The following is a 25683-nucleotide window of genomic DNA, read 5'->3' as shown; positions in this document are numbered from 1 at the left end:
AGCCAAACCTGCTACCCAACCAAAACTCCCTTGACACCTCTCCGAAGCAGATGTGTGCGCACGCTAGCCCACAAGGGGAGAAGGGGGGCTGCGCTTGAACGTCAGTCGTTGCGCCTGAAATTGCGGATGCGGTCGAACAGGACCGCCAGTAGGATGGCGCCGCCGATGAACACGCCTTGCCAGAAGGCATTGATGCCGAGCAGGCCGAGGCTGTTGCGGATGACTTCGATCAGCGCCGCGCCAACGACCGCGCCGAAAGCCGTGCCCATGCCGCCGGCCAGGTTGGCGCCACCGATGACGGTGGCGGCGATCACCTGAAGCTCCATGCCGTTGCCGAGATTGGTGGTGACCGCGCCCAGCCAGCCGGTCTGGATGATGCCGGCAAGGCCAGCCGCCAATGCCGAGATCATGTAGACGACGACCTTGATCTGGCGCACCGGAACGCCGGTCAGCGTTGCCGCATGCTCGTTGCCGCCGATGGCGAAGATGTGCCGGCCGAATTTGGTCCAGCGCAGCACAAAGCCGGTGATCAACGCCAGCACGATCATGTAGAGCACCGGATTGGCGATGCCGAACACCCAGGCGCCGCCGCCCAGCGCCAGCAGCTTGTCGTGGTCCGGCCCGAACTGGAAGACGACGGTGTTGTTGGAGGCGACCATGGCTAGGCTGCGCGCAATCGACAGCATGCCGAGCGTCACCACGAAAGGCGGAAAGCCGAGATAGGCGATCAGAACCCCGTTGAAGGCGCCGATGATCAGCGCTGTGGCGATCGCAGCGCCAATGCCGATCTCGATGCCGTAGCCGGCATGCATGGTCACGGCCAGCACCATCGAGCACAGGCAAAGCACCGAGCCGACCGACAGGTCGATACCGCCGGTGATGATGACGAAGGTCATGCCGAGCGCGACGATGGCGACGAAGGTGACGTTGCGGGTGATGTTGTAGAGGTTCTTGGTCGTGGCAAAGGAATCCGTGACCACCGACAGGAACAGGCAGGCGAGGATGACCGCGATCACCACCCAGAAGGTCTGGCTGGCAAACACCTTGCTCAGCAAGGTGTGCTGCTTGTGCGCAATCGTCTGATCAAGGGTGACTGCCATTATCGACCTTTTTTACTCATGGTTGAGGCGTCAATCATACCTGTTCGATGGCGCCGGTGATGAGTCCGGTGACTTCTTCCGGCGAACTCGATGCGATCGTCTTGTCGGCGACCTTGCGGCCGCGCCGCATGACGATGACGCGGTCGGCGACGTCAAAGACGTCGGGCATGCGGTGGCTGATCAGCACGACGGCGATGCCCTGGTCGCGCAAATGGCGGATCAGGTTCAGCACCTCGGCGACCTGGCGCACCGAGATCGCCGCCGTCGGCTCGTCCATCAGCACGATCTTGGCCTGCGAAAGCATGGTGCGGGCGATCGCCACCGCCTGCCGCTGGCCGCCCGACATTTGCTTGACCAGGTCGCGCGGGCGCGTTTCGGATTTCAGCTCGGCGAAGATCTGGCCGGCACGCTTGTACATCGCGGCATAGTCGAGGATACGAAGCGGCCCGAGGCCGCGGCGCAATTCACGGCCGAGATAGACGTTGGCGGCGGCCGTAAGATTGTTGCACAGTGCCAGATCCTGATGGACGATTTCGATGCCGTGCTGGCGCGCCTCGACCGGCTTGTGCAGGATCAGCTCCTTGCCGTCCATCTGCATCGTGCCATGGCTCGGTGGGAAATTGCCGGCGATCATCTTGACCAGCGTCGACTTGCCGGCGCCGTTGTCGCCCATCAGACCGACAACCTGTCCGGCCTCGATCGACAACGAAACGTCGTTGACCGCCTGGATGGCGCCAAAATGCTTCGAGATTTTGGTGAGTTCGAGAACCGCCACCAGCCTTCTTGCCTCCCCGTGCTTTGCGGCCTGCGGTTCTGCCGCGGCCATTCGCTCTCCCCAGTTCCTCCCGGAAGCAGCGATTTTGCCCATTTACGCATAAGCCTCCTTGGCGTCAACCACGGCTTCTTTCGAAAAATCAGTTTTGTAGGACAAATAGCATTGACGTCGGTGACAAGGCGATATTAGCTAAGTGTCGGAGGAGCTTGCGCCGAGCCCCCGGGTTGCCGGAAGGAATCGGTGAGGGTTTGTCGGTCAGGGATTTGGTAACCAGCGATATCTGTCGGTGCCGGTCTGAGACTGAATATGAAAATGCTTATCGACCTGGCTTGGCGACACGAGTGCGACGTCCTCTGTCATCTTGCTCCGGGTCGATCTGTGTGTGGCGGGCACGCGGTGTCCGTTTGTTTCAAAAGGGAGGACTGACATGAGGAAATCACTATTGCTCGCTGCCGCCGCCGTCATGGCGTTGGGTGCCGGGCCGGCTATGGCCAAGAAACAGCTCGTCATCGTGGTGAAGGGTCTGGACAATCCATTCTTCGAGGCCATCCACCAGGGTTGCGAGAAGTGGAACAAGGAAAACGCCAGCTCGGAATATGAGTGCTTCTACACCGGACCGGCATCGACCTCGGATGAGGCCGGTGAAGCCCAGATCGTCCAGGACATGCTGAGCAAGCCCGATACGGTGGCAATGGCGATTTCGCCATCGAACGCGCCGCTGATCGCGCAGACGATCAAAAGCGCCAATCCGTCGATCCCGATCATGACCCTCGACGCCGACCTCAGCAAGGAAGATGCGGCGCTGCGCAAGACCTATCTCGGCACCGACAATTACCTGATGGGTCACAAGATCGGCGAATACATCAAGAAGGCCAAGCCGAATGGCGGCAAGATCTGCACCATCGAAGGCAATCCGGCCGCCGACAACATCCTGCGCCGCGCGCAGGGCATGCGTGACGCGCTGTCGGGCAAGGACGGCCTCGCGGCGCTGGCGGGCGAAGGCGGCTGGACGGAAGTTGCCGGCTGCCCGGTGTTCACCAATGACGACGGCGCCAAGGGCGTGCAGGCGATGACCGACATCCTCGCCGCCAATCCCGATCTCGACGCCTTCGGCATCATGGGCGGCTGGCCGCTGTTCGGTGCTCCGCAGCCCTACCGCGACCTGTTCAAGCCGATGGCCGACAAGATCGCCAGCAACGCCTTCGTCATCGGCGCCGCCGACACGATCGGCGACGAGGTGGCGATTGCTCGTGACGGGCTGGTGACCGCGCTGGTTGGCCAGCGGCCGTTCGAGATGGGCTACAAGGCGCCCTCGGTGATGATCGACCTGGTCGGCGGCAAGCCGGTCGCCGATCCGGTGTTCACCGGCCTCGACGAATGCACCAAGGACACGGTCGACACCTGCATCCAGAAGTAGGTCGGCAATTTCGGGGCGCCCTTCAACGGGCGCCCCGTTCGCACTGTCCATACAAAACGCACGAGGCGACGCTGCTTTGGAGCGTAGGCCGCTGCTTTGCCGTGCCCTGAGTTCAGGCTTTCGACAAGCAGTTGCCGGGGAATACCAATGCCGGACGCGACATCAAAAAAGCGACCCGCCAAATTCAAGGCAGAGGCTGAGCGGCCGGCAGGCGTTCGACGTGCCGATGCCGCACACTTTCCCGGCTCGAGTGTGCATGCGTCGCTGGCCAACGAAATCGGGCTGAGGATCGTGCGCGGCGACTATCCGCCGGGAACCATCCTGCCCAACGAAGCCAAATGGTCCGAGACCTTCGACGTCAGCCGCTCGGCGGTGCGCGAAGCCATAAAAATGCTGATGGCGAAGAGCCTATTGGCGTCACGCCCGAAAATCGGCAGCTGGGTCGAGCCGAAGGAGCGCTGGAACCTGCTCGATCGCGACGTGCTGGCCTGGTATGCGACCTCGCCGGACCGCGAGGTGTTCCTCAGGACCGTGCAGGAATTCCGCCACATCATCGAGCCGGAGGCCAGCGCCTTTGCCGCGATGCGGCGCACCGACGAGCAGATGGCCGAGATCAGTCAGGCCTGCCGCGAGATGGGCGAGGCAACCAATCTGCAGGAGCGCACGCGCGCCGACACGCGGTTTCACCTCGCCATCCTGCGCGCCTCGGGCAACGATCTGCTGGTGCCGCTCGGCGTGCTGATCGAATCGGCGCTCGACCATTTGTTCCAGTTCGTCACCCGCGAGACCAGCGATCAGCGGCGGGCGCAGGCACTGCACGAGGCGATCGAGAAGAACATCCGCCTGCAGCGGCCCGCCGCAGCCCGCGCCGCGGTGCACAGGCTTCTTGCCAACACCGACGATGTCATCGGCCGGTCGCGGCGGTGATTTATGCGCCAGGGCTGGCGTTGCTCCGAACGATTGCAAAACTCGCCTTCCTTCGCGCCCCTCTCTGTCCTGCCGGACATCTCCCCCACGAGGGGGGAGATTGGATGCCACTTCGGCTTTCGCTGATCATCAACGCTAGGCAATGAGGGCGGCGACCTCGGGTGGGAAAGGAATTCGGACTTTTTGCCGTCGCAGCTATTTTGTTCTTGCTTTGTGCCGGCAGCTATGCTACTAATTTCGGTATGGTGCTAATTGGCTCCAACGACCCGCCTCCCGAGGCGGGTTTTTTGTTTCTGGCGTTGCGCGTGCTGCCGATACCAACGTCGGATGGAACCCATTCTGCCCTGCCGGACATCGCCCCAACAAGGCGGGGCAATCGCATAGGGAGTTCCCCTCATCCGGCCGCGGAGCCTGTCCTCGGGCTTGCCGGAGGCAAGACCCGTGGGCGGCCACCTTCTTCCCGCTGGGGAGAAGAGGCTGACGCCGGCGCTGGCGACCTCCTCTCCCCTCGGGGAGAGGTCGGATTTCCCCCAATTTGCCGTTTGAATTGTGTTGGCAAAAAGGGTGAGGGGGCACCTGCCTACATGCGATTGCACTGCCTCAGGGGAGGTCGGCAGCTTCGCCAGTGGCGCTTACGCCTCGGAATGAAGTGAGCTTGCGTGGCAGAGAGCTGATCGGCCGCCTCAGATCGTCTGCTTCTTGCCATCCCTGGTCGGCATCAGGTCGACGCCGTTGACCTTGCCGATATGCGTCGCCAGCATCGGCACATACTGGTCGGCGGGGCCGGCCGCGAAGGCGCCGGCGAAGGCGTTCTTGGTGGCGTTGCCGAGCGGGTTGGCGATGCCGGCGGCACCCGCCATCGATTCGAGATAGGTGAGGTCCTTGAAGGCATTGGCGATGGTGAATTTGTGCGCGTCGCGGTCGCCTTCCAGCGTCCAGCGCATGAAGGTCTGGTAGAAGCCGCAATCCATGCGGCCGTTGCGGATGACGCTGTCGAAGCGCGGCGGCGAGATGCCGACCTTCTGCGCCAGCGCCAGCGCCTCGGAATAGATCGCGGCGTAGCCGAGCGAGATGAAATTGTTGAGCAGCTTCATGCGATGGCCGTCACCGGTGTCGCCGATATGGACGATACGCCCGGCCCAGGTTTCGAGCACCGGCTTCAGCCGGGCAAAGACCGCATCGGGCGCGCCGACCATGGCATCGAGCGTGCCTTCCCAAGCCTCTTTCGGGGTGCGGCTGAGCGGGGCATCGACATAGGCGACGCCGAGCGCCTTGAGTTCGGCGGCCAGCGCCACCGTCGAAACGGGATCAGAGGTCGAGCAATCGACGACAACCGATCCCGGCTTCAGGCCTTCCTTGAGACCGCCTGGGCCGCGAATGATGGCTTCGACCTCGCGCGAGCCGGTGACGCAGATGAAGACGATATCGGATGCCGCCGCGACGTCGCGCGAGGTCGCCGCTTCCCTGGCACCGCGGCCGAGCAGGTCTTCCGCAGGCGTGCGGTTCTTGCGGCCGAGAAACGTCAGCGGATAGCCCTTATCGACGATGTTCTTCGCGATCCCGTGCCCCATCAGGCCAAGCCCGATGAAGCCGATCTTTTCGCTCGCGGCAGTCGTGTTCATGTCGTTTCGTCCTATTTTGCAATGATGGATGACGGCGCTGCACCTTGCCGGCGAATTGTTGAAGCGGGTTTTTGCCGCACGCCATGGCAGGCGATTGCAGAGTTCGATATTGTCTGACAATACACATGAATCTTAGGGAGAGCAAAATGACGAAGCGGATCATGTTCACCGGCGGCAGCGGCAAGGCCGGGCGCCACGTCGTGCAGTATCTGGTCGAGCAGGGCTGCCAGGTGCTCAACATCGACACCAAGCCGCTCGACAATCCCAAGGTGCGCACGCTGATCACCGACATCACCGACAGCGGGCAGGTGTTCAATGCGCTGTCGAGCTATATCGGCCTGCACGAATTCGACCCGTCGCTGCGTACGCAGCCGGTCGATGCCGTGGTGCATTTCGCGGCGATCCCGCGCATCATGATCACGCCCGACAATGAGGTGTTCCGCATCAACGCGCTCGGCACCTACAACGTCATCGAGGCCGCGGTGAAACTCGGCATCCGCAAGGTGGTGATCGCCTCCAGCGAAACGACCTACGGGCTGGTATTCGCCAACGAGCCGCGCAACCCGACGCATTTTCCGCTCGACGAGGAGTACGACGTCGACCCGATGGACAGCTACGCGCTGTCCAAGGTCGTCAACGAGAAGACCGCGCGCGCCTTTGCCCTGCGCAGCGGCTTCGACATTTATGCCTTGCGCATCGGCAACGTCATCGAGCCGCATGAATATTCGCTGTTTCCGAAATGGTTCGCCGATCCAGGTTTCCGCAAGCGCATCGCCTGGAGCTATATCGACGCGCGCGACCTCGGCCAGATCACGCTGCACGCCATCGAGAAGGACGGGCTCGGCTATCAGGTGTTCAACGCCGCCAACGACGACACCTCGTCCGACCTGCCGACAGCCGAACTCCTGAAGCGGTTTTACCCCGATGTGCCGGTCAAGGGCGACCTTGGCGACTACGAGACGCTGCTCTCCAACCGCAAGGCACGCGACATGCTCGGCTTCCGGCCGGAGCACAGCTGGCGGAAATACGTCAAGACGAGCTGACGGGCGCAGCTGACGCGATGGCGGCACTGGGCCAGCCCCGACGCGCAACGTTGAGAAGGGCTCTGTCGTCTCGACCGACGAACTCATGTCCTATGGGTTATAGAGGGTGACGGGTACAAGCTCGGCACCGTGAGGCACTGCAAAAACATTTGATCGACGTTCTACAACGCCACCGGCGAATTCCTTTCGACCAATTATGTTGAGATTTTTTGGAGCCTGTTCAAGAACTCGGTTCGCTCGACCACATTCACGCGCCGGCCAAATACATGGATCGCTACCTTGCCGAATTCACTTTCCGGTCGAACTATCGCCTGATGCAGAACGCGATGTTGATCTGATCCTGTCTTGTGTTTGATGACTTTGGGATAAGAACGGCTTTATCCACAGGGCCAACGCCTTTGGCTTCCGTTGCTTGATGAAATCTTCCAATCGATTTGCTTGCAGGGCCTGACTCAAGCTCGAATCTGACATAGGCTATCTCCTGGCTGGTAATAACACATTTCCCCATTCGAGAGGAACGGTGCGGCCAGCGGGGGAAATTGTTGACTTTAAACGCAACTAACTCTATTTTGTATCGGGCGGTCGAAACCGGTCGGCTCGTCGCGCGGCCTGCGCTTAACCAGAAGGTGGAGGCCAAGCGGTTTCTGTATGTGACGCCAAATGTTTATAGAGGATTAGCTGGGAAGGATCCCGACTTAAGCCATTTGCCGATGGCGAAAATGGAAGAACTGATCGCGATTTTTTGTTTCGGTTGGTTCGTGACGGCAAGCCTCAAAGGAGACCCAGACGATCGGGGGCCAGACATCGAACGGCTGCATTCTGTTGACGAGGTCTGGGTAATTTGTGCGCGAAAGCCCAGGCATGTCCAAGTGCGTCTATTCGGTAGGTTCCTCGACGCCGGTGTATTCATAGGTTTAGGACTGCATTGCCGACACTGGCTAGGAATCAAAAAGAACTATAGCGAAACCGCCGCTGGAATCCCCGATCTTTGGGGCAACACCATGGGTAATGCGCAACCTTTTCGTGCAGCAACAGCGTTAGAGTACGTGAAGGGAATATGTCGAGATGTGGATGAAAAAATCTAATAAGGTTTCCGACCAAGCGTTCGTTCAAGAGTTCGAACGTGGGATGCTTCGTTCGGCTTTTGTGAGTGCCTTTTGGGCGGTCATCCAAGCCAGGAAAGCGGAAACAGGGCTCACCCTCAGTCAGCTTGCTGATCGCCTCGGAATTAACAAGTCTGCGGTCTCTCGCTGGTTTTCAGGAACAAAGCCGAACTGGGAAATAGACACTATCTCGGACCTCGCGATTGCCCTTGAGGTAGACGTAGAGGTTGTGGTCGTAGACAGAAAAATGAACCGTCGGTTTGGGCCCGCGGGCGAGATACAGCCGCTCACGCTCGGAGCGGGGACCACACCAAGTTCCGGGCAGCATCCCATCCTGCCGGGAACCGATACCGTCAGTGCGGTCTCAATACGCCTTGAGGCAGCATGATTTTGAACCCCCATGCTAGCGTCGTGTTTTGCGATGACCTTCGACAGGAGGCCAACGGGAAGCAACTGCACATAGGGGTCTATAATGATGCCGTTTTATTCGACGGACCTTTGCCGTGGGCGTTGCCCACTGGGCTATGGTGTCTGATTAAATACCTTGAGCCGTATCCAGAAACTTTGCCTACCCTCGCGATAAAAGTTCGTCTTGAATCCAAGGCCGGTGGGGTAGTTGATTTGATAGAAGCTCCAGTGCCGAAGACCGACATCATCCCCCAGAGAGGACCCCTCGAATTTGAGAAGGATGCAGTCAAATTATTGGCTCTTAGCATGAACATTCAACTGTCAACCTTGGTCTTCCAGGAGCCTGCAAAACTCGTGGTCGTAGTCGTTCGCGACGGGGAGGAAATCTCAGCTGGCCGATTGCGCATCTCGCAGTTGAGCAGGGATGGAACCGGCAACCCCATCCCCACTGCTCTTTAGGCCCAAAGGGGTTAAGGCTCCCCGATGATCCCCGCTTCACTTGTTTGAAGGGGACAATACTTTTAATCAATAAGTCCTGAGCCTAGCACTCACTCGTTTTCCCGCCGCGCGGCAATTGAGCTACTTGTCCTTCCAGAATTCGGCCTGGAGTTGCGCCGCTTCATCGGCAAGCAGCGGGCCGACGACTTCAGTCGGACGCTGCCCGGCTTCGAAGACGATCCTGCAGGGCAGGTCGAGCGTGGGATTCTCGACATGTGCGCCCGTCAGCCGCTTGAGGTCGTGTTCGCTCTGCCCAAAGACGACCCGTCCGATGCCCGCCCAATAGATTGTGCCGGAGCACATCGCGCAAGGTTCGGCCGAAGTGTAGAGGGTGCAAGAGGCCAGCTTTTCGAGACTGACATTCATCGCCGCCCACGAGGCCAGCAGCCTTTCGGCATGAGCGGTGCGGTCGCCCCCGTGGGCTTTGTAAGCGTTGGGCTGCTCGCGCAACACATTGCCGTCTTTGTCAGCGAGCAGCGAACCAAAGGGATGTTCGCCAGCATCGCGGGCCTTGCGCGCGACTTCGAACGCCTGACGGAGCAGGCGCTCATCATAGGGGCGTTGTGGCATCGGCGGATCTCCGGCAGCGCCGCTAGATCATAGTGCGGAACAATCCGCCGACTCAAGTCGGTAAGCGCGTCGCGTTCGACGGGCCTCGTACGACGCGCTTCAGGTGCCTGTTGTATGCATGTCGTTATCGCAAAACCGCTGCACACTTTGCGCGACATGCATTAGGCTCAAGCCTCGTTCCGACTAGGGCGTTGAGCCAGCCAGATGCTGCCGATGACGAAAACGACGCCGGCGATTTGAGGCAAGATCAGTGTCTGATCCAGGATTACCCATCCGAGCAGCACGGCGGTCACCGGGCTGAGGAAAAGCAGCGATGACGCCACCGAAGATTCGAGTCGCGCAATGCCCCGGAACCAGAGGACATAAGTCAGCGCCGCACCGATCAGGCCGAGCCACACCAGTCCAAGCAGGTTGGCCGCGGTCGGGAACGGGATGGGTGGTTCGAAAAGCAGGACCACCGGAACGAGAAGGAGACCACCGGCAGTCAGTTGCCATGCCGTAAAGGCGAGCAGCGATGCTGGCGGCTGCCACTTGCGGCTCAACACGCTGCCGAAGGCCATTGAGGCCGCCCCGGCGAGGCCGGCGGCAACGCCGACCGCATCGAGCGTCGCGTTCGGGGTCAGCACCAGCAATGCAACACCGGCTATCCCGACAAGGGCGGCGACAATCGCCAACCGGCGGACAGGGCTGGCAAGCAGGGCAGCGGCGAGGAAAATCACAATCAACGGCTGGACCGACAGCACGGTCGCCGCGACCCCGCCCGGAAGCCGGTAGGCGGCGACAAACAACATGCTCAGGAAGATCGAGATGTTGAGGGCTCCGAGGATGAAACTGCGCAGCCACCATATGCCCGTTGGCAGTTGCCGAACGATCGCCAGCAGCAGCAATCCGGCGGGCAGGGCTCGCAGCATTGCTACCGTCATCGGCGAGAAGTTCGGCAGGAACTGCGTGGTGACGATATAGGTGCTGCCCCATATCGCGGGTGCGATGGCCGTAAGCAACAGATCGGAACGGTGCGTTTTCATAAGATTTCCAGTACTTCGGCAAGAGGGCGGCGCGGCTTTTGCGGCCAGTTGCCGGGCGCGGCGCGGCCGACCGCGATGAGCATCACCGGCACTTCATTGCGCCCAAGGCCAAACTCGCGGGCCACGCCTTCGGCGTCGAAGCCGGCCATCGGACCGGAGCCGAGGCCCAGCGCTTCGGCCGCGAAAATCAGCGTTGCGGCGCCAAGCGTTGCCGAGCGCACCGCTTCGTCGCGGGCCGCTAGAGGATCGGCATATTGTGCGCGGGCGCCTTCCTGCCAGCCCGAAGCCATATCCACCGGCATGAAGCCGGCTTCCACGAAAGGACGCAGCCTTGCATTGAGGGCAGCGTGGTCGGGGAGTACGCCGCAGATGATGAAGGTGACCGCTGCTTCCTGCACCTTGACCTGGCCGTGGGCCAGGCTGCGCAACCGCGCCTTTGCTTCCGGCGTCCGCACGGCGATGAAACGCCAATTCTGAAGGTTGTAGGCGCTTGGCGCGCGCGTTGCGAGGCGTGCCAGTTCCTCGACCTCGGCATCCGTCAATGCATGCGAGGCATCGAACCGATTGGCCGACATGCGTCGCTCGATAAGGGAGATTGCGGGGTTGGTCATCATGTCATTCCGAAATTGAGCAAGCCGTTCGGATAGCAGATAGAGAATTTACCAATGAGCGATAATATGCGATAATTGAAAGACATTATTTACTAGAAGAGAATGGTGAGATGGATCGCCTGACTGCGCTGCAGGTTTTCCGCCAGGTGGCGGAACTGAACAGTTTTGCCGAAGCCGGACGGCGGCTCGGTCTCTCGCCTCCCGCGATCAGCAAGAATATCGCCGAGCTGGAGGCGGATCTGGGGGTGCGGCTCATCAACCGGACAACGCGGCGCATGGCGCTGACTGAAGAGGGCAGGATCTACCTGGAGCATGTCACGCAGGGGCTCGATGCGCTGGCCAGGGCCGACCAGGTGCTCGGCCCGATCAAGACGGCGCCGAGCGGCACGTTGCGGGTCAGCGCGCCGATGACTGTCACGTTGACGCGGCTTTCGGCTGCCATGCCCGCGTTTCTATCGCGCTATCCCGATTTGAAGCTCGATCTGCACCTTGACGACAGGCGCGTCGATATCGTGCGGGAGGGATTTGACCTTGCCATTCGCGGCAGCGACAATCTCGAGGATTCCAGCCTGGTCGCCCGAAAGCTTGCGATCATGCCGCATGTGATTTGCGCAGCTCCGTCCTATTTCGAGAAGCATGGCCGGCCCAAAACGCCCGCCGATTTGAAGGCGGCCAATTGCATCCGGTTCAGCCTCTCGGGGCATGCGGACATATGGGAGTTCCGCAAGGACGGCCGAGCCGAGCGGATCGCCATCGACGGACGATATTCGGTCTCGTCAAGCCTTGCCGTGCGCGATGCGCTGCGCGCCCGCTTCGGCGTCAGCCTGATCCCTTATCTCTATGTCGAAAGCGACCTGAAAGCAGGCCGGCTGCAATCGGCTCTGGATGACTGGGACAAGGTCGAAACCACGCTCTACGCGGTCTATCCGGCACGCCAGCATCTCGCCCCGAAAATCCGCGTCTTCCTTGATTTCCTGATCGAGGAATTCAGTCGGGACAAGGAGAAGCCGTTCGTGCCTCCCCGGCGTGAAGGCTCGGCAAAGCGCGGTGTCGGCGAGGCGACGGATGCGGAAAATCAAGCTGAGATATTGCCGGCGATTTCATCTCCTTGACACGCCTCCAAATCCGGACTTTGTGGAGCCATGCAGGACGCGAAGCCGAATAAGGGAAAGACAGCGGCCGAGGCGTTCGCCGAACGCACGAGCGGTATCCGCCGGGCCGATGCGGCGCGCATGCCGGGCTCGAGCGTGCATGCGTCGCTCGCCAACGAAATCGGGCTGAGGATCGTGCGCGGCGATTATCCGCCGGGAACCATCCTGCCCAACGAAGCCAAATGGTCCGAGACCTTCGACGTCAGCCGCTCGGCGGTGCGCGAAGCCATAAAAATGCTGATGGCGAAGAGCTTGCTGTCGTCACGTCCCAAAATCGGCAGCTGGGTCGAGCCGAAGGAACGCTGGAACCTGCTCGATCGCGACGTGCTGGCCTGGTATGCGACCTCGCCGGACCGCGAGGTGTTCCTCCGGACGGTGCAGGAGTTCCGCCACATCATCGAGCCGGAGGCCAGCGCTTTTGCCGCCATGCGGCGCACCGACGAGCAGATGGCCGAGATCAGCCAGGCCTGCCGCGAGATGGGCGAGGCGACCAACCTGCAGGAGCGCACGCGCGCCGACACGCGTTTTCATCTCGCCATCCTGCGGGCCTCGGGCAACGACCTGCTGGTGCCGCTCGGCGTGCTGATCGAATCAGCATTCGATCATCTATTTGCTTATACCACGCGGGAACTCGACGATTTGCAGCATGCGCAGAGGCTGCATGAGGCAATCGAGAAGAGCATCCGTCTGCAGCGGCCGGACGCGGCGCGCAATGCGGTGCGCAAGCTGCTGGCCAATACCGACAGCGTCATCAAGTCCAGATAGCCGCCGTTCGGCTACAGTGCTCAGTCGAAGGGTGCGGTCGCGAGATGCCGCCGGGTCAGCCCGATCAGCAGCGCCTGGTCGCGGGCGGCGTGTTCGGCTGGGTTGACGACCGCATCGCCATTGACGATCGCTGCCCAGAAGCCACGCATCTCTTCGACGAAGGCTTCGGCGTAACCGGCACGCAAATCTTTCTTCGACAGCGTGTGACCGTCCGAGGTCGTCACCGTCAGCCGGGTCGGATGATGGTTGAGCCAGGGCGAGGGGAATTCGAGCTCGAGGCTGGCATCGTCGAAGAACAGCGTGATCCGCTCCTTGTAGTCGGCGAGCTTGGGCACGGTGAGGTGGGTCATGGTCCACAGCGCCTGCCCATCCAGCAGCTTGACGGCGCCCTGGCCGCCGTCGCCATTGGCAAAGATCTGCGCGCCGACGACCTCGCCGTCCGGCACGCCGAGCGCGTCGAGCAGGCCGTGGACGGCATTGACGTCGTGAATCAAGGCCGAGCTGTAAGCACCGGTAAATCCACGGAAAGCGAGATCGGTCAGATGCACGCCGACGGCCTCTTCGACCTGGCGCTTCTGCTTGGCGGCGACAGTGGCGATCATGTCTTTGGGGATATCGGTACCGCGCCTGTAGGGCTGATGGGCGATGAACGGCCAGGCGTCGGGATCGTTTACCTCCACCGAGACCGCGCGCAGCGTGCTCGATGTTCCAGGCAGCGAAGCGAGCGCCAGCCGGTAGCTCGGGTCGAAGCGCTTCATATAGCCGACCTGAACGATTTTCCTGGCGGCATAGCGCGCGGCGATGATCTCGGCGATTTCCGCCAGCGAATAGCAGAGCGGCTTTTCGCAAAAGACATGCAGGCCGCGCGCCAGCGCCACCAGCACCTGTTCATGATGCAGCGGGTCCGGCGAGCCGATCACCACCGCGTCGAGGCGTTGGTCGAAGAGCTGGTCGATCGTTTCGAAATTGGCAATGCCATGGGTGTCGGTGACGAACTGCCGCGAAATCCTCGAGGGATCGGCGACGCCGACCAGCTCGAACAATTCACCAAGGCGCAGCAGATTGGGGATATGCTCGACCTGCGAGACCATGCCGGCGCCGACGACCCCGACGCGTAACCTGCTCATGCCATCATTCCCCGCAATGTCCGATTGTCAGCTCAAGGCGCCGCAGGCGGCCGGTTGCCGATCTGGGCGAGCAGGCCGGCAATCTCCGCCTCGACCGCCTTCAGATCCTCGCCGCCCGACATGATCGAGATGACCTCGTCGCGTGAGATTTCCGATTTGGCGTAGGTACCGCGATTGCGGCCGCGGTTGAGCAGCGTGAAGGTGTCGCCGACCGGATAGGCATGGTGGATGTTGTGGCTGATGAAGATCACGGCCAGGCCCCGCATGCGCGCTTCGATGATGAATTTCAGCACCATCGCCGCCTGGTGGACGCCGAGTGCGGAGGTCGGCTCGTCGAGGATCAGCACGCGCGCGCCAAAATGCACGGCCCGGGCGATCGCCACCGACTGGCGCTCGCCGCCCGACAGCGTGCCGACGGCCTGCGTCGGATCGCGCACGTCGATGCCGATATCGGCCATCGCCTGCCTGGCGATGGTGTTGGCGCGCTCCTTGTCGATGCGCGAGAAGGGCAGGCTGCTTTTGGTCGGCTCGCGGCCGAGGAAGAAGTTACGGGTGATCGACATCAGCGAGATCATGCCGAGGTCCTGGAACACCGTTGCCACGCCGAGCTCCTGCGCGTCGCGCGGGCTGCGGAAGGTGACCGGCTTGCCGTCGACCAGGATTTCGCCCTTGCTCGGCCGGTAGACGCCGGACAGAACCTTGATCAGTGTCGACTTGCCGGCGCCGTTATCGCCGAGCAGGCAGTGGACCTCGCCCGGATAGACCTTGATGTCGATGTCCTGGAGGGCGCGCACCGAGCCGAAATTGACGCTGACGCCGCGCAGTTCCATTGCCGGTTCGGTCATTTGGGCCGGTTCGGTCATTTGCCACCTCCGCGGCCGAGCGCCTTCAGCCTGATGTAGTTGTTGACCAGCACGGCCATCAGGATGACGATGCCGAGGAAGACCTTGAACCAGTCGGTGTCGATGCCGGTGTAGAAGATGCCCATCTGCACCAGCCCGAAGATCAGCGCGCCGAACAGCACGCCATAGACGGTGCCGTAGCCGCCGGTGAGCAGCACGCCGCCGATGACGGCGGCGATGATCGCCTCGAATTCCTTGAGCAGGCCGCGCGTGGTGTCGGCGGAGCCCGCCTCCATCACCTGGATGGTCGCAAGCAGCGTCGCCGCGCAGGCGGTGTAGACGAACAGGCTGATCTTGACGCGATCGACCGGCACGCCGACGTTGCGGGCTGCGATCAGGTCGCCGCCGGTGGCGAAGATCCAGTTGCCGTATTTCGTCTGGGTAAGCACGTAGCCGGCCAGCGCCGTCAGGCCGAGCCACCAGACGATCGACATCGGAATGCCGGCGACGAAGGGAATGCCGTCGCTGCGGGTGGCGATCCAGCCTTGCGCGCCCATCCAGCGGAACAGGCCGGTGAGCAGATGGCCGTTGAAAATGCCGGCCGTTGCCGGGTCCGGTACGCCTTCGAGTATGTAGGGGATCTGGGTGCGGCCGGTGACGGCGCGAGTGATGCCGATCGACAATCCGCGCAGGATATAGAGCGTGGCGAGCGTGACGATGAAGGAGGGCAGGCGCGTCTTCACCACGATCAGGCCGTTGAGATAGCCGGTGAGGATGGCAACGGCGAAGGCACAGGCGATGCCACCCCATAGCGGCAGGCCCCAGTACTTCACCGTCAGCCCGATGACGACACCGGCAAAGCCGACCATGGAGCCGACCGAAAGATCGAACTCGCCGGCGATGATGAGGAGTGCTGCCGCGGTGGCGACGATGCCGAGCTCCGCCGACAGCGTCAGGAAGGTCATCGATCCCTGCAGCGAATAGAGGTTCGCCGCGCCCGGCAGCAGCGCAAAGATGATGATCGTCGCAAGCAGCCCACCGGCGGCACCGGCTTCCGGCCGGCGCAGCCACTGGGTCAGCTTGCCGGTGCTGGCCAGCCGCTCGTCGGCGCCGGCGGCCCGCTTCGACGTCATGCCGAAGCGGTCGGTCGCCTTCAGTTCGGCTGGAGGTATCGCCTTGTCTTCCACGACCGCCATTAGGCTCTCCAATCGCTCAATTCGCAATCTTCGAACGGATCGGGAGAGCGCTTGGCGCATTCTCCCGTTCCGTCGGAGTGCTGGCTTAGCGGATGCCCTCTTTGGCGAGCGCCAGGATCGCCTTGGCTTTTTCCGGCGAGTCTATGAACAGCGGTCCGGTATAGGCGTTGTTCTGCGGCCAGAAGCCGTGCGTCGCCTGCTCGACCAGATAGATCACCGGCAGATAGCCCATCAGATATTGCTGGGCGTCCATGCCGAAGCCCATTTCGCCGGCCACGACCGAGTCGAGGACCTCCGGGCTGATGTCGAATGTGTAGAGCTTGAGCTTGCCGAACAGTTCCTTGTCGCGGAACATCGGGATCAGCGGATTGGCGGCGGTGGCGCCAAGCGCAAAGACCGCCTGTGTGTCCGGATGCGCCGACAGATAGGCCTCGGTGCGGCGCTGGATGTCGGCCGGATCCGGCGCCACGGCCAGAACCTCGGTGCCGCCGCCGGAGGGCTTCAGCCCGTCATTGAGGCCCTGGCAGCGCTGGTCGAGGCTGACATTGCCGACCTCGTGGTTGATGCAGACGACCTTGAGCGTGCCTTCCTTGGCCAGCCGCTCGCCGGCCTTCTTGCCGGAATCATATTCGGAAACGGTGCCGACATAGAGCGTCGTGCCGAGCTCGGCGCCTTCCTTTTCGCCGGAATCCAGAACCACCATGGGAATATTGGCGGCAAGCCCGGATTTGACCGATTTGCCGAGCGCATTGGCGTCGGCGATGGAGACGGCGATACCGTCCGGCTTGGTGGCGATGGCGGCGTCGAGAAGACGGGCCTGCTCGACCACGTCGAAGACCTGCGGCGCGTAATATTCGACCTTGGCGCCGGTAAGGGCGGCCGCGTCATCGACGCCGCGCTTGACCACCGACCAATAGGGATCGGACGCCGACCCATGCACCACGAAGGTGATGCGGACGTCCTTCGGATCCTTGAGCCCCGCGGCATGCGCAATGCCTGTCATCAGGCCCGCCGAAACGAAGGCGCCCAATGCCACTTTCAGAAGAGTTTTCATCTTATTCTCCCATTTGTCGTTGCAGTTCCAATCCCTCTGGCGCCGTTTTCCGGCCGCGACGATCGGCTCACGTCGCGGATCGGGTGGCCGCTTTGCGGGCCTTTGCCGACGCCAATCGCTGTTCGCCCGCGTTGTTGCCGCGGGTTGATGATCGCCCGGCCGAGAGCGTGGCGCGAAGCTCCTCGCGCAACGGCTTCATGCCGATGACGTCGATCGGCTGTGCGGCGAGCCAGTCGCGAAAGCCCTGGTCTCGGAACAGCTCGTACTCTTCGGTGCGAATATAGGCGGAGCGCGGCTCGATCAGCTCAAGTTCACCGGGCGCGTTGCAATGCAGGCAAAAGAAGGTCAGGCCCTCGCGCACACCCTCGATGAGCGCTTTGTAAGCCGGCTCGATCGGCCTGGAACGCGGCCGGCCCCAGGTCGTCTGGATGGCGGCGTCGAAAATGGCAAAGCCGCCGGCACGGGCCAGCGCCACGCCGCGCTGGAACGCCTCCTCGGTGACGCCGACCAGATTGTCGTTGGGGGAATAGGCGGACAGGGTCTTGGTCAGCAGCACGGGCAGCTGATATTCGAGCCCGAGCTTGATGTAGATGTCGCAAAATTCCGGCGACAATGCCGCGCCCATATGCGTGTCGAGATGGGTGACGTCGATGCCGGCGCGATAGGCGGTGTCGATCTGGGCGCGAAGCTCGGCCTCGACCGCCTGCGGCACCGCCTTGCGGCGCGTGGTCGCCACATCGGGCCAGAAGAAGCCGAACTCGTCGGTCAGGCCGGCCGCCCGCGACGGCGCGGTCAACGGCCGCCATTTGTAATGCTGCTTCTCGCTGTTCAGCGTCAGGTGAACGCCAAGGTCAACGGCAGGTTTGGCGACGGCGCTCTCGGCCATTTCGAGGAACCACGGGCACGGCACCATCACCGCGCCGGAACTGCAGACACCCAGCCCGCTCAATTCGAGGAAGGCGCTGTTGGCGCCGTGGCACATGCCGACATCGTCCTCGTGGAGCACGATCCGTTTGCTGGAGCCGGCGGCGTTCACGACCGGCCGCCTTCCCGCCGGCGCGCCGGTTTCGAGGGTCTTCCAAAGTGTGTCCCGTATTTCATGGAACCAACCGTTTGCCCAACTGGCCGGAATGGAACGCCGAAAGCTGGGTTTCCGACAGGGCCACTTTGGCGAATTCGGATGGGTACGATTTGCCTGCCGGCTGAGACACTTAGCTACCGATTTCCCCAATCACGGTTCAAAACCAGTCATAGGAACCGTCTTCCGGGCGCAGATGGCTTGGTCGAATAGCGGCGGAGTGGTTCTTTCAAACTGTGCCGACAAGCCTACAGCTGTCCACACCATCAAGCGACCACATTATCAAGTGACTTGGAGGCCTGTCATGTACACCGCCGGCGAAGAGGAAATCGAAGCCATTGCCAGGGTGATCCGCTCGGGCGCGCTGTTTCGTTACGGCAAGGACAGCGAATGCGACCGCTTCGAGGCCCGCTATGCGCAGCATCTTGGCGTCGGGCATTTCGCGCTGGCCGCCAGCGGCACCTATGGGCTCGCCGCCGGCCTGATCGGCCTCGGCATCGGCCCGGGGGACGAAGTGCTGGTGCCCGCGCACACCTATATGGCGACCGCGACCGCGGTGCTGTCGGTAGGGGCCATTCCCGTCATCGTCGACATCGACGAGAGCCTGACCATCGATCCCCTCGCCTTGCGCGATGCCATCGGGCCGCGCACCAGGGCGGTCATCCCGGTGCATATGTGGGGCGCGGCCTGCAACATGAATGCGATCATGGACATTGCTGCCAAGCGCGGCTTGCTGGTGCTGGAGGATGTCTGCCAAGGCATCGGCGGCGGCTATGAGGGCCGCAAGCTCGGCTCGATCGGCCATGCCGGCGCTTATTCCTTCAACTACTTCAAGAACATGACCTCGGGCGAGGGCGGCGGCATCGCCACCAGCGATCCGAAAGTGGCGGAGCGGGCGCGCTGCGCCATCGACCCTTGCCATTTCTACTGGCAGGGCAGAAGCGACAGCATCAAACCCTTCGCCGGCATCGGCGCGCGTGCTTCCGAACTGATGGGGGCGATGCTCAACGTCCAACTGGACCGGCTGGACGGCATCATCGAGGCGATGCGGGCCGAGAAGAAGACGGTGCTGGCCGGTACCCGCCACCTCAGCAATCTTGGGCTGACGCCGTCGCCGATGAACAGCGCGGACGACGATTGTGCCGCACAGGTGATGTACCTGCTGCCGAGCGAGCAGGCGGCGCAGACTTTTTCGAAGACCATTCCGAGCGTCGTTGCCGGCAAGACCGGCCGTCACAATTTCACCCAGTGGGACCAGGTGCTGATGCATGAAGGCGCGCATCATCCGGCGCTCAATCCTTACGCACTGCCCGAGAACCAGGGCCTGCGGCTGGATTATTCCGACGACCTCGGCAAGCGCTCGCTCGACATCCTCAACCGCACCGTGATGGTCGCCATGAACCCGGCGCACAGCGATACCGACATTCAGGACATGATCCACAACATCGACGCGGCGGCGCGGGTGGCGCTGGAGAATGCTTCGCTCGATGATATCGAATTGCGCAAGGCGGCACCGGTTGATCTGCAGAAGTTCGACAGTGTGAACTAGACCAGATCCGGCGCGGTTTGCTACCCTGCGGCCGAGTTCCTTGTCCGGCGGCCGGGCGAGGATTCCGGCCGGCATTACCGGTCGCCAAAAAATCCGCAGGCCCGTGTCGGATAGGCCGGGCTCCGCTCGTCCTAGGGGGCATCGATCACCAACACGGAGGATTAACGATATGCCCGGCACCGTACGGCTGCACCGCGTTCTGACAACAAGCCCGGAGAAAGTCTACCGCGCGTTCCTCGAAGCAGATGCACTTGCGAAATGGCTTCCGCCGAACGGCTTCACCTGCACGGTTCATCACTTCGAGGCGAAAGTCGGCGGTACGTTCAAAATGTCCTTCCGCAACTTCACCACCGGCGACAGCCACTCGTTCGGCGGCGAATATGTCGAGCTCGTCCCCAATGAGCAGCTGCGCTACACCGACCGCTTCGACGACCCCAACCTGGCCGGCGAGATCGAGGTGACCGTGACATTGAAGAAAGTGTCGGTCGGCACCGAAGTGAATATCACGCAGGCAGGTATTCCAGACGCCATCCCGGTTGAGGCCTGCTATCTCGGCTGGCAGGAGTCGCTGCGAAATCTGGCGAAGCTCGTTGAACCCGAGATCAACCAGTAAGATAAAGCGCTGCCCTGGCGGGTTGGCGTCGCTAACCGGAAACCCAGGGATGACGCCGTTCTTCCCACCCAACATGCGCCGGGGCCGGAAAGGCGGGATCGGCGAAGCAGCCGACCGCGACGGCGATCCATTCAGGCTTTCGCTCGGGCTCCCAGAAGACGCTCGAGCCGCAGCCCGGGCAGAAATGGAAAATGACGTGATGGCCGCTCCGAGCCGATCGCCTGTAGGTACTGGCGTCGCCTTCGGCTTCTACCTTGTCGCGCGCAAAGAAGGCGGCGACGCCGTATGTGCTGCCGGTCCGTTTCTGGCAGTCGAGGCAGTGGCACTGTGCGACCAGCTGCGGCTCTCCGTTACAGGAGATCCTCAGTTGCCCACAGGCACAGGATGCGGTTCTCATGGCAATCCTCATGGTTCAGATGAATGCGTGCCCGCCGTACCGGCGGTGGGCATGCTTCTGGTTTTCGGGGTGGTTCGGCCTTGGGAAGCGCGCTTTGCGCGAACGCCGAAAAACAAGGACCGACGCCCCATCTTCCTAATCACTGCGGGCGATTGACTCAACCCCGCGGTGAACGAGATGGAGAGCCGGCTCTAGCTTCTGTCCAATCTTAGAAACGCGGCGCGCAGCGCCAGCACGGCGCGCAGGATCTGGCGTTCGTCCATCGCTGCATAGCCGAGCAACAGGCCGTGCTCGGGTTCTGTGGAATGGTAGTTGATCGAGATGCCCTGGACGTCGAGCCCTTCCTTGACGGCCGCGGCAACCACGTCGCTGTCCTTATAGGGCCTGACGAAGCTCGCCAGCAGCTGCATGCCGGAATCGTTTTCCGTGACGGTCAGCCATTCGGCCAGATGCTCCTGGCATAGCTTGACGAAGTTCGCCTGCCGGCGCGCATAGAGCCGGCGCATGCGTTTGAGATGCGTGGCGAAATAGCCCTGGGTGATGAAGTCGTTGACCGTTGCCTGCAGGATCAGCGGCGCGAACTGACCGGTGATGCTCACCGCCCGGTCGAAGGGCACCGACAATTCGCGCGGCACGATCAGATAACCGATGCGCAGCGCCGGGATCAGCGTCTTGCCGAAGCTGCCGATATAGACGACGCGGTCGGCATGATCGAGCCCGCGCAGCGCCGGCACCGGCCGGCCGCGGAACCGGTATTCGCCGTCATAGTCATCCTCGACGATCCAGGCGCCGTTGCGTTCGGCGATGTCGAGCAACTGCAATCGCTCCTCGATGCGCATGATGGTGCCGAACGGCCACTGGCAGGATGGCGTCACATAGATCAGCCGCGGCGGCGGCAGCTCCGGATCGGCAAGATGCCAGCCGCGCCGGTCGACCTTCAACGGTGCCAGCCTGGCGCCGCTGGCGAGAAAGGCGCTCTTGGCGCCGAGATAGCCGGGCTCCTCCATCCAGACATGGTCGCCTTCGTCCATCAGCACGCGCGAGACGAGATCGAGTGCTGCTTGCGCACCGGTGACGATGATCACCTGGTCGGCGGTGCAGCTGATGCCGCGCGACAGGCCGATGGTCGAGGCAATGGCCTGACGCAGGCCGGGGTGGCCGGCAAAGGAGAGATAACCAAGCAGGCTCTCGTCGCGGCTGCGTGCATTGCGCACCAGAAGGCTTGACCAGATGGTGAACGGAAACGATGCCGTTTCAGGCACGCCCGGATGGAAATTGATGACGCCGGCATTACGCGGCGGTTGCGGGCCGTTGACGATGGTCTGACCGCGCCGCGACAGCTTTTGCGGCGCTGCCAGTCCGGCGCGCAGGGATGCCAAGGGGCGGTTCTGCTGGATCGGCGCCACCCAGGTGCCCGATCCGGCACGCGCCTCGATAAAACCTTCGGCAAGGAGCTGGTCATAGGCGGCGATGACCGTGTTGCGCCCGACCTTCAGATCTTCGGCCAGCGAGCGCGTCGACGGCAGCAGCGTGTTCTGCGGGATCTGGCCGTCAAGGATGAAGCGTCGCAAGGCGCCGTAGATCTGACGATGCATCGGTTCTTCCGAAGCACGGTCGACCGACATGATGTCGAGGGAAAGGCGCATGTGGTCGGCCACGGCACTATCCCCCGACGGACCGGGCGGCGCGGGCGATCTTTTCCTCGTTGAGCCGGCAGACAGTGTCGAGCACCAGTCGCCTGGTTTCGGGGCGGATCTCGCGGCTGTTCTTCAGCGCGCGATGCACGGTGGCGGCGCCAAGTTCCGCCTTCTCGGCAATCTCCCGGATGGTGCAAAGCCGTTCCATGCCAAGCGCAGCTTCGAAAGCCATGTCGCTCCTCCTCGGTTGCATCAAGGCACGGCTTCCGGCCGGCCTCAAGCTTGAAAGTCGGGGTTTTAATCCAGAGCCGGGATTCTGCGATCCGCGCCGCGCAGGGAGCAAGGCGGCGCGGATCGCCGGGCGCTTTCGCGTCGCTAACCCCATCGAGGCGCGCGCCCATTATGTTCCTCCGGCTCGCAATGCGGGCCGGTCAGCCTGCCTTCCGAGTCGCCACTTCGAAGCCGGCCTCGCGGGCGGTGGCGAGCAGCGAGAAATAGCCTTTGCTGGCATAGGTCAGCGGATGCGCCTTGGCCGGATCCTGCTCGGCTTCGACAACGAGCCAGCCTTCATAGCCGCGCGCAGCGAGGGGTTTCAGCAATGACAGGAAATCGACCGAGCCGTCGCCGGGCACGGTAAAAATGCCGTCCATTACCGCCGCCATGAAGCTCATGTCCTCGCGGCGTGCCCGTTCCAGCACCGCCCTGCGAACGTCCTTGCAATGGAAATGCACGATACGGTCGAGATGCCGTTGCAGCAGCGATTGCGGGTCGCCGCCCGAAAACAGGCAGTGGCCGGTATCGAACAAAAGGCCGACGCTTCGGCCCGTCGCCGCCATCAGCCTGTCGACTTCATCGTCCGTCTCGACGATGGTGCCCATGTGGTGGTGGAAGGCCATGCCGACCCCGAATGCAGCCATGCGGTCGGCGAGGGCGGTCAGTTTCTTGCCATAGGACGGCCAGTCCCTGTCGGCGAGGCGCGGACGCTCGGAGATCGGTGCGAAAATGCCGTCATGGCGACCGCGCGAGGTGTCGGCGTAGACGACGATCCTGGCGCCAAGGTCGCGCAACAGCTGAAGATGTGGGGTGATCGCCGCGAATTCCTCGTCGACCGTGCGGTCGAGAATGCGGCCATCATACCAGCCGGAAACGAGTTCCAGGCCATAGGAAGACAGGAGCGGCCCAAGCACTTCAGCCTGGCGCGGAAATTTGCCGCCGAGTTCGGTGCCGCGGTAGCCGGCCAGCGCCGTTTCCGACAGGCAAGTCTCCAAGGACGTATCCCCGCCAAGCGCCGGAACGTCGTCATTGCTCCAGGTGATGGGATTGATGCCGATCTTGACCGTCATGACGCCAGGCTTTTGCGGGCTTGGGAAGACAAGCCGAGCCTGCAGACTGGCGACAAAGAGGCCCTGTCACTAGGTCCAGTTCAGCCGAATTTGGCAGAACCAATTAATGGTGACCGATTCTAGTCTTCCTTTGGGCGGCCAAAAAGGACGCGCAGTTCATCCTTTGCGTCCTCCAGCACTTCCTTCTGCGCCGCCGGCAGGTTCTTGCCGGCGCGGTTGATGTAGAAATTCAGCATCGACATGGCGGATTGAAACGGCCCTGCCTTGCGTCGGTCGCTGTGCTCGGCCGATCGCTTCAACGAGGCGGCGATTTTCCTTGGATCGTGGGATTCGAAGATATGTTCCTCGAGGTCCAGCGCGTCACTGTGCTCGGTGACGTCGGCGGACCATTTCCGTTGCGCGGTCATGGCAAACTCCTTCCACTAGGTCGTTGCCGGAAAACGCCTTATGGCGCACCCCTGTTCCACTTCGGCCCGAATCGCTGGAGCCACGGATTTGCCTGTCGTGGCGCTGCTCGGCGATGCGAATGCGCCGATAGTGGTCAGAACCGCCGATTCAAGAACTGCGGACAGGAAACGCTCTTGACCCCAATCGTCTCAAGCCAGGCAGGAAGTTCCGGCATCGACAGTGCCTATGCCTGGATACGGCTCGGCGTCTCGATGCTGCTGGCAACGATCGGCGGGGTCGGCATGTGGGCGGTGGTCGTGGTGCTGCCTGCCGTGCAGGCAGAATTCGGCGTCGATCGCGCCGCTGCCTCGATGCCCTACACCGCGACCATGGTCGGCTTTGCCGCGGGCAATGTGCTGTTCGGCCGCGCCATCGACCGCATGGGGTATTGGATCCCGGCGCTGATTGCCGCGATTACACTTGGCGCCGGCTTCATGCTGGCGTCGTTGACCAGTTCGATCCTGCAGTTCACCCTCGTCCAGGGCCTGTTGATCGGCGTCGGCTCGTCGGCGATCTTCGGCCCTTTGATCGCCGATATCTCGCATTGGTTTAACCGTCGCCGCGGCGTCGCGGTGACGGCTGCCGCGTCCGGCAACTATCTCGCCGGAGCGATCTGGCCGACGGCGATGCCCTATGTCATGCAGACCGAAGGCTGGCGCTTCACCTATGCCGCGATCGGCGTCGTCTGCCTGGTCACCATGGTGCCCTTGATCCTGCTGCTCCGGCGCGGCGCACCGCCCCAGGCGGCTCCGGGATCGCCGGGCAGCCGCGTGGTCCAGCCGATCTCCCTGTCGCCGGCGGCCTTGCAGGCGCTGCTCATCGTGGCCGGGCTCGGCTGCTGCGTGGCGATGTCGATGCCGCAAGTCCATATCGTCGCCTATTGCATGGATCTCGGCTACGGCGTGGCGCATGGCGCCGATATGCTGTCGATCATGCTGGCGGCGGGCGTCGTCAGCCGGCTTGGCTCGGGTTTCCTTGCCGATCGCATCGGCGGCGTGAAAACCCTGCTGATCGGCTCGGTGCTGCAATGCCTGTCGCTGTTGTTCTATATCCCGTTCGACGGGCTTGCCTCGCTTTATGTCGTCTCGCTGGTCTTCGGCCTGTCGCAAGGCGGCATCGTGCCCTGTTATGCGATCATCGTGCGCGAATATATGCCAGCCAAGGAGGCTGGCCAGCGCGTCGGCATCGTCATGATGGCGACCATTTTCGGCATGGCGATCGGCGGCTGGATGTCGGGCTGGATCTACGATCTGACCGGTTCTTATGCCGCCGCGTTCCTCAACGGCATTGCCTGGAACCTGCTGAATATTTTGGCCATGCTGCTGCTGCTGTGGAAGGCCCGGCGCAGCGCTGCTGTGGCGGCCTGAAGCACAGCGGTACGGATA

The 25683-nt window shown here is 62.4% G+C and carries 27 protein-coding genes and 1 pseudogene; 12 read left to right on the top strand and 16 right to left on the bottom strand.

Features of this window, described 5'->3' with window-relative positions; genetic code table 11:
• Positions 1–101: 101 nt before the first annotated feature.
• Complete coding sequence (locus tag NKJ28_RS24845) at positions 102–1100, bottom strand: ABC transporter permease (RefSeq protein WP_352637301.1); 999 nt, start codon at positions 1098–1100, stop codon at positions 102–104.
• A gap of 34 nt (positions 1101–1134) precedes the next feature.
• Positions 1135–1875: an ATP-binding cassette domain-containing protein gene (locus NKJ28_RS24840; RefSeq protein ID WP_352637304.1), complete on the bottom strand. Its 741-nt coding sequence runs from the start codon at positions 1873–1875 to the stop codon at positions 1135–1137.
• Between the two features lie 427 nt (positions 1876–2302).
• Between NKJ28_RS24840 and NKJ28_RS24835 the strand changes: the two genes are divergently transcribed.
• Complete coding sequence (locus tag NKJ28_RS24835; protein WP_352453763.1) at positions 2303–3292, top strand: sugar-binding protein; 990 nt, start codon at positions 2303–2305, stop codon at positions 3290–3292.
• A 147-nt stretch (positions 3293–3439) separates the two neighbouring features.
• The gene (locus NKJ28_RS24830; RefSeq protein WP_352453764.1) at positions 3440–4219 is read left to right on the top strand and encodes a FadR/GntR family transcriptional regulator; all 780 of its coding nucleotides are present in this window, start codon (positions 3440–3442) and stop codon (positions 4217–4219) included.
• Between the two features lie 683 nt (positions 4220–4902).
• Here the strand turns inward: NKJ28_RS24830 and NKJ28_RS24825 are convergent.
• The gene (locus NKJ28_RS24825; protein WP_352595406.1) at positions 4903–5841 is read right to left on the bottom strand and encodes an NAD(P)-dependent oxidoreductase; all 939 of its coding nucleotides are present in this window, start codon (positions 5839–5841) and stop codon (positions 4903–4905) included.
• A 146-nt stretch (positions 5842–5987) separates the two neighbouring features.
• Between NKJ28_RS24825 and NKJ28_RS24820 the strand changes: the two genes are divergently transcribed.
• The 5 genes and pseudogenes from NKJ28_RS24820 (at position 5988) to NKJ28_RS24800 (ending at position 8854) form a co-directional block, all read left to right on the top strand.
• On the top strand, positions 5988–6884 hold the full coding sequence (locus NKJ28_RS24820; protein ID WP_352595404.1) for an NAD-dependent epimerase/dehydratase family protein: 897 nt from the start codon (positions 5988–5990) through the stop codon (positions 6882–6884).
• 43 nt (positions 6885–6927) lie between these two features.
• Positions 6928–7222: pseudogene (locus tag NKJ28_RS24815) on the top strand (transposase); the annotation flags it as partial.
• A 204-nt stretch (positions 7223–7426) separates the two neighbouring features.
• Positions 7427–7969: a hypothetical protein gene (locus tag NKJ28_RS24810; protein ID WP_352637298.1), complete on the top strand. Its 543-nt coding sequence runs from the start codon at positions 7427–7429 to the stop codon at positions 7967–7969.
• Complete coding sequence (locus NKJ28_RS24805; RefSeq protein WP_352595398.1) at positions 7956–8375, top strand: helix-turn-helix domain-containing protein; 420 nt, start codon at positions 7956–7958, stop codon at positions 8373–8375. Before NKJ28_RS24810 ends, NKJ28_RS24805 begins: the two co-directional genes overlap by 14 nt.
• Positions 8372–8854 carry a hypothetical protein gene (locus tag NKJ28_RS24800; RefSeq protein WP_352595396.1) on the top strand — a complete coding sequence of 161 codons (483 nt, stop codon included), beginning with the start codon at positions 8372–8374 and terminating at the stop codon, positions 8852–8854. Before NKJ28_RS24805 ends, NKJ28_RS24800 begins: the two co-directional genes overlap by 4 nt.
• 120 nt (positions 8855–8974) lie before the next feature.
• Here NKJ28_RS24800 and NKJ28_RS24795 read toward each other — a convergent pair whose 3' ends face one another.
• The 3 genes from NKJ28_RS24795 to NKJ28_RS24785 form a co-directional block, all read right to left on the bottom strand.
• Positions 8975–9463, bottom strand: coding sequence for a nucleoside deaminase (locus NKJ28_RS24795; protein WP_023675810.1), 489 nt, complete (start codon positions 9461–9463; stop codon positions 8975–8977).
• A 167-nt stretch (positions 9464–9630) separates the two neighbouring features.
• Positions 9631–10488 carry an EamA family transporter gene (locus NKJ28_RS24790; RefSeq protein WP_352637297.1) on the bottom strand — a complete coding sequence of 286 codons (858 nt, stop codon included), beginning with the start codon at positions 10486–10488 and terminating at the stop codon, positions 9631–9633.
• Positions 10485–11099 (bottom strand): nitroreductase family protein, encoded by a 615-nt coding sequence (locus NKJ28_RS24785; RefSeq protein WP_352595392.1) that lies wholly within the window; start codon positions 11097–11099, stop codon positions 10485–10487. The genes NKJ28_RS24790 and NKJ28_RS24785 overlap by 4 nt, the downstream gene beginning before the upstream one ends.
• A 110-nt stretch (positions 11100–11209) precedes the next feature.
• Here NKJ28_RS24785 and NKJ28_RS24780 point away from each other — a divergent pair, with 110 nt between their 5' ends.
• Positions 11210–12211, top strand: a complete 1002-nt coding sequence (locus NKJ28_RS24780) for a LysR family transcriptional regulator (protein WP_352637296.1) — start codon at positions 11210–11212, stop codon at positions 12209–12211.
• Positions 12212–12241: 30 nt separating this feature from the next.
• Complete coding sequence (locus NKJ28_RS24775; RefSeq protein ID WP_352453268.1) at positions 12242–13015, top strand: FadR/GntR family transcriptional regulator; 774 nt, start codon at positions 12242–12244, stop codon at positions 13013–13015.
• A 20-nt stretch (positions 13016–13035) separates the two neighbouring features.
• Here the strand turns inward: NKJ28_RS24775 and NKJ28_RS24770 are convergent, their stop codons facing one another.
• The 5 genes from NKJ28_RS24770 to NKJ28_RS24750 form a co-directional block, all read right to left on the bottom strand.
• Positions 13036–14142, bottom strand: coding sequence for a Gfo/Idh/MocA family protein (locus tag NKJ28_RS24770; protein WP_352637295.1), 1107 nt, complete (start codon positions 14140–14142; stop codon positions 13036–13038).
• A 32-nt stretch (positions 14143–14174) separates the two neighbouring features.
• On the bottom strand, positions 14175–14987 hold the full coding sequence (locus tag NKJ28_RS24765) for an ATP-binding cassette domain-containing protein (protein WP_023675815.1): 813 nt from the start codon (positions 14985–14987) through the stop codon (positions 14175–14177).
• A gap of 14 nt (positions 14988–15001) precedes the next feature.
• On the bottom strand, positions 15002–16117 hold the full coding sequence (locus NKJ28_RS24760) for an ABC transporter permease (protein WP_352465372.1): 1116 nt from the start codon (positions 16115–16117) through the stop codon (positions 15002–15004).
• 148 nt (positions 16118–16265) lie between these two features.
• On the bottom strand, positions 16266–17234 hold the full coding sequence (locus tag NKJ28_RS24755) for a rhizopine catabolism ABC transporter substrate-binding protein (RefSeq protein ID WP_023675817.1): 969 nt from the start codon (positions 17232–17234) through the stop codon (positions 16266–16268).
• Between the two features lie 67 nt (positions 17235–17301).
• Complete coding sequence (locus NKJ28_RS24750) at positions 17302–18270, bottom strand: polysaccharide deacetylase family protein (protein ID WP_352637294.1); 969 nt, start codon at positions 18268–18270, stop codon at positions 17302–17304.
• Positions 18271–18616: 346 nt separating this feature from the next.
• Here NKJ28_RS24750 and NKJ28_RS24745 point away from each other — a divergent pair, with 346 nt between their 5' ends.
• Both NKJ28_RS24745 and NKJ28_RS24740 read left to right on the top strand, forming a co-directional pair.
• Positions 18617–19861: a DegT/DnrJ/EryC1/StrS family aminotransferase gene (locus NKJ28_RS24745; RefSeq protein WP_352637293.1), complete on the top strand. Its 1245-nt coding sequence runs from the start codon at positions 18617–18619 to the stop codon at positions 19859–19861.
• A gap of 169 nt (positions 19862–20030) precedes the next feature.
• On the top strand, positions 20031–20474 hold the full coding sequence (locus NKJ28_RS24740; protein ID WP_023675820.1) for an SRPBCC family protein: 444 nt from the start codon (positions 20031–20033) through the stop codon (positions 20472–20474).
• A 31-nt stretch (positions 20475–20505) separates the two neighbouring features.
• On the opposite strand, the gene NKJ28_RS24735 is transcribed toward NKJ28_RS24740, so the two are convergent.
• The 5 genes from NKJ28_RS24735 to NKJ28_RS24715 form a co-directional block, all read right to left on the bottom strand.
• Positions 20506–20871, bottom strand: a complete 366-nt coding sequence (locus tag NKJ28_RS24735) for a GFA family protein (RefSeq protein ID WP_031211544.1) — start codon at positions 20869–20871, stop codon at positions 20506–20508.
• A 191-nt stretch (positions 20872–21062) separates the two neighbouring features.
• Positions 21063–22529 carry a rhizopine catabolism transcriptional regulator MocR gene (gene mocR / locus NKJ28_RS24730; protein ID WP_245274662.1) on the bottom strand — a complete coding sequence of 489 codons (1467 nt, stop codon included), beginning with the start codon at positions 22527–22529 and terminating at the stop codon, positions 21063–21065.
• 4 nt (positions 22530–22533) lie between these two features.
• Entirely contained in the window at positions 22534–22740 is a 207-nt protein-coding gene (locus NKJ28_RS24725; RefSeq protein WP_023675823.1) for a LacI family DNA-binding transcriptional regulator, read from the bottom strand.
• 199 nt (positions 22741–22939) lie between these two features.
• Positions 22940–23851 carry a myo-inosose-2 dehydratase gene (gene iolE / locus NKJ28_RS24720; RefSeq protein ID WP_352505532.1) on the bottom strand — a complete coding sequence of 304 codons (912 nt, stop codon included), beginning with the start codon at positions 23849–23851 and terminating at the stop codon, positions 22940–22942.
• Between the two features lie 119 nt (positions 23852–23970).
• Complete coding sequence (locus NKJ28_RS24715; RefSeq protein ID WP_352505533.1) at positions 23971–24258, bottom strand: DUF3175 domain-containing protein; 288 nt, start codon at positions 24256–24258, stop codon at positions 23971–23973.
• A gap of 174 nt (positions 24259–24432) precedes the next feature.
• Here NKJ28_RS24715 and NKJ28_RS24710 point away from each other — a divergent pair, with 174 nt between their 5' ends.
• The gene (locus tag NKJ28_RS24710; RefSeq protein ID WP_352637292.1) at positions 24433–25665 is read left to right on the top strand and encodes an MFS transporter; all 1233 of its coding nucleotides are present in this window, start codon (positions 24433–24435) and stop codon (positions 25663–25665) included.
• Positions 25666–25683 lie beyond the last annotated feature (18 nt).

The organism is Mesorhizobium sp. M0145 (genome assembly GCF_040322355.1).
Taxonomy (GTDB): Bacteria; Pseudomonadota; Alphaproteobacteria; order Rhizobiales; family Rhizobiaceae; genus Mesorhizobium.
Note: the sequence above shows the minus strand (reverse complement) of the source record. Positions and strands in the feature narration are given on the sequence as shown.

Excerpts from the sequence above, each read along its gene's own strand:
- NKJ28_RS24845 (WP_352637301.1), bottom strand. The coding sequence starts at position 1,100 with ATGGCAGTCACCCTTGATCAGACGATTGCGCACAAGCAGCACACCTTG.
- NKJ28_RS24835 (WP_352453763.1), top strand. The coding sequence starts at position 2,303 with ATGAGGAAATCACTATTGCTCGCTGCCGCCGCCGTCATGGCGTTGGGT.
- NKJ28_RS24830 (WP_352453764.1), top strand. The coding sequence starts at position 3,440 with ATGCCGGACGCGACATCAAAAAAGCGACCCGCCAAATTCAAGGCAGAG.
- NKJ28_RS24825 (WP_352595406.1), bottom strand. The coding sequence starts at position 5,841 with ATGAACACGACTGCCGCGAGCGAAAAGATCGGCTTCATCGGGCTTGGC.
- NKJ28_RS24820 (WP_352595404.1), top strand. The coding sequence starts at position 5,988 with ATGACGAAGCGGATCATGTTCACCGGCGGCAGCGGCAAGGCCGGGCGC.
- NKJ28_RS24805 (WP_352595398.1), top strand. The coding sequence starts at position 7,956 with ATGAAAAAATCTAATAAGGTTTCCGACCAAGCGTTCGTTCAAGAGTTC.
- NKJ28_RS24800 (WP_352595396.1), top strand. The coding sequence starts at position 8,372 with ATGATTTTGAACCCCCATGCTAGCGTCGTGTTTTGCGATGACCTTCGA.
- NKJ28_RS24795 (WP_023675810.1), bottom strand. The coding sequence starts at position 9,463 with ATGCCACAACGCCCCTATGATGAGCGCCTGCTCCGTCAGGCGTTCGAA.
- NKJ28_RS24790 (WP_352637297.1), bottom strand. The coding sequence starts at position 10,488 with ATGAAAACGCACCGTTCCGATCTGTTGCTTACGGCCATCGCACCCGCG.
- NKJ28_RS24785 (WP_352595392.1), bottom strand. The coding sequence starts at position 11,099 with ATGACCAACCCCGCAATCTCCCTTATCGAGCGACGCATGTCGGCCAAT.
- NKJ28_RS24780 (WP_352637296.1), top strand. The coding sequence starts at position 11,210 with ATGGATCGCCTGACTGCGCTGCAGGTTTTCCGCCAGGTGGCGGAACTG.
- NKJ28_RS24775 (WP_352453268.1), top strand. The coding sequence starts at position 12,242 with ATGCAGGACGCGAAGCCGAATAAGGGAAAGACAGCGGCCGAGGCGTTC.
- NKJ28_RS24770 (WP_352637295.1), bottom strand. The coding sequence starts at position 14,142 with ATGAGCAGGTTACGCGTCGGGGTCGTCGGCGCCGGCATGGTCTCGCAG.
- NKJ28_RS24765 (WP_023675815.1), bottom strand. The coding sequence starts at position 14,987 with ATGACCGAACCGGCAATGGAACTGCGCGGCGTCAGCGTCAATTTCGGC.
- NKJ28_RS24760 (WP_352465372.1), bottom strand. The coding sequence starts at position 16,117 with ATGACGTCGAAGCGGGCCGCCGGCGCCGACGAGCGGCTGGCCAGCACC.
- NKJ28_RS24755 (WP_023675817.1), bottom strand. The coding sequence starts at position 17,234 with ATGAAAACTCTTCTGAAAGTGGCATTGGGCGCCTTCGTTTCGGCGGGC.
- NKJ28_RS24745 (WP_352637293.1), top strand. The coding sequence starts at position 18,617 with ATGTACACCGCCGGCGAAGAGGAAATCGAAGCCATTGCCAGGGTGATC.
- NKJ28_RS24740 (WP_023675820.1), top strand. The coding sequence starts at position 20,031 with ATGCCCGGCACCGTACGGCTGCACCGCGTTCTGACAACAAGCCCGGAG.
- NKJ28_RS24735 (WP_031211544.1), bottom strand. The coding sequence starts at position 20,871 with ATGAGAACCGCATCCTGTGCCTGTGGGCAACTGAGGATCTCCTGTAAC.
- NKJ28_RS24725 (WP_023675823.1), bottom strand. The coding sequence starts at position 22,740 with ATGGCTTTCGAAGCTGCGCTTGGCATGGAACGGCTTTGCACCATCCGG.
- iolE (WP_352505532.1), bottom strand. The coding sequence starts at position 23,851 with ATGACGGTCAAGATCGGCATCAATCCCATCACCTGGAGCAATGACGAC.
- NKJ28_RS24715 (WP_352505533.1), bottom strand. The coding sequence starts at position 24,258 with ATGACCGCGCAACGGAAATGGTCCGCCGACGTCACCGAGCACAGTGAC.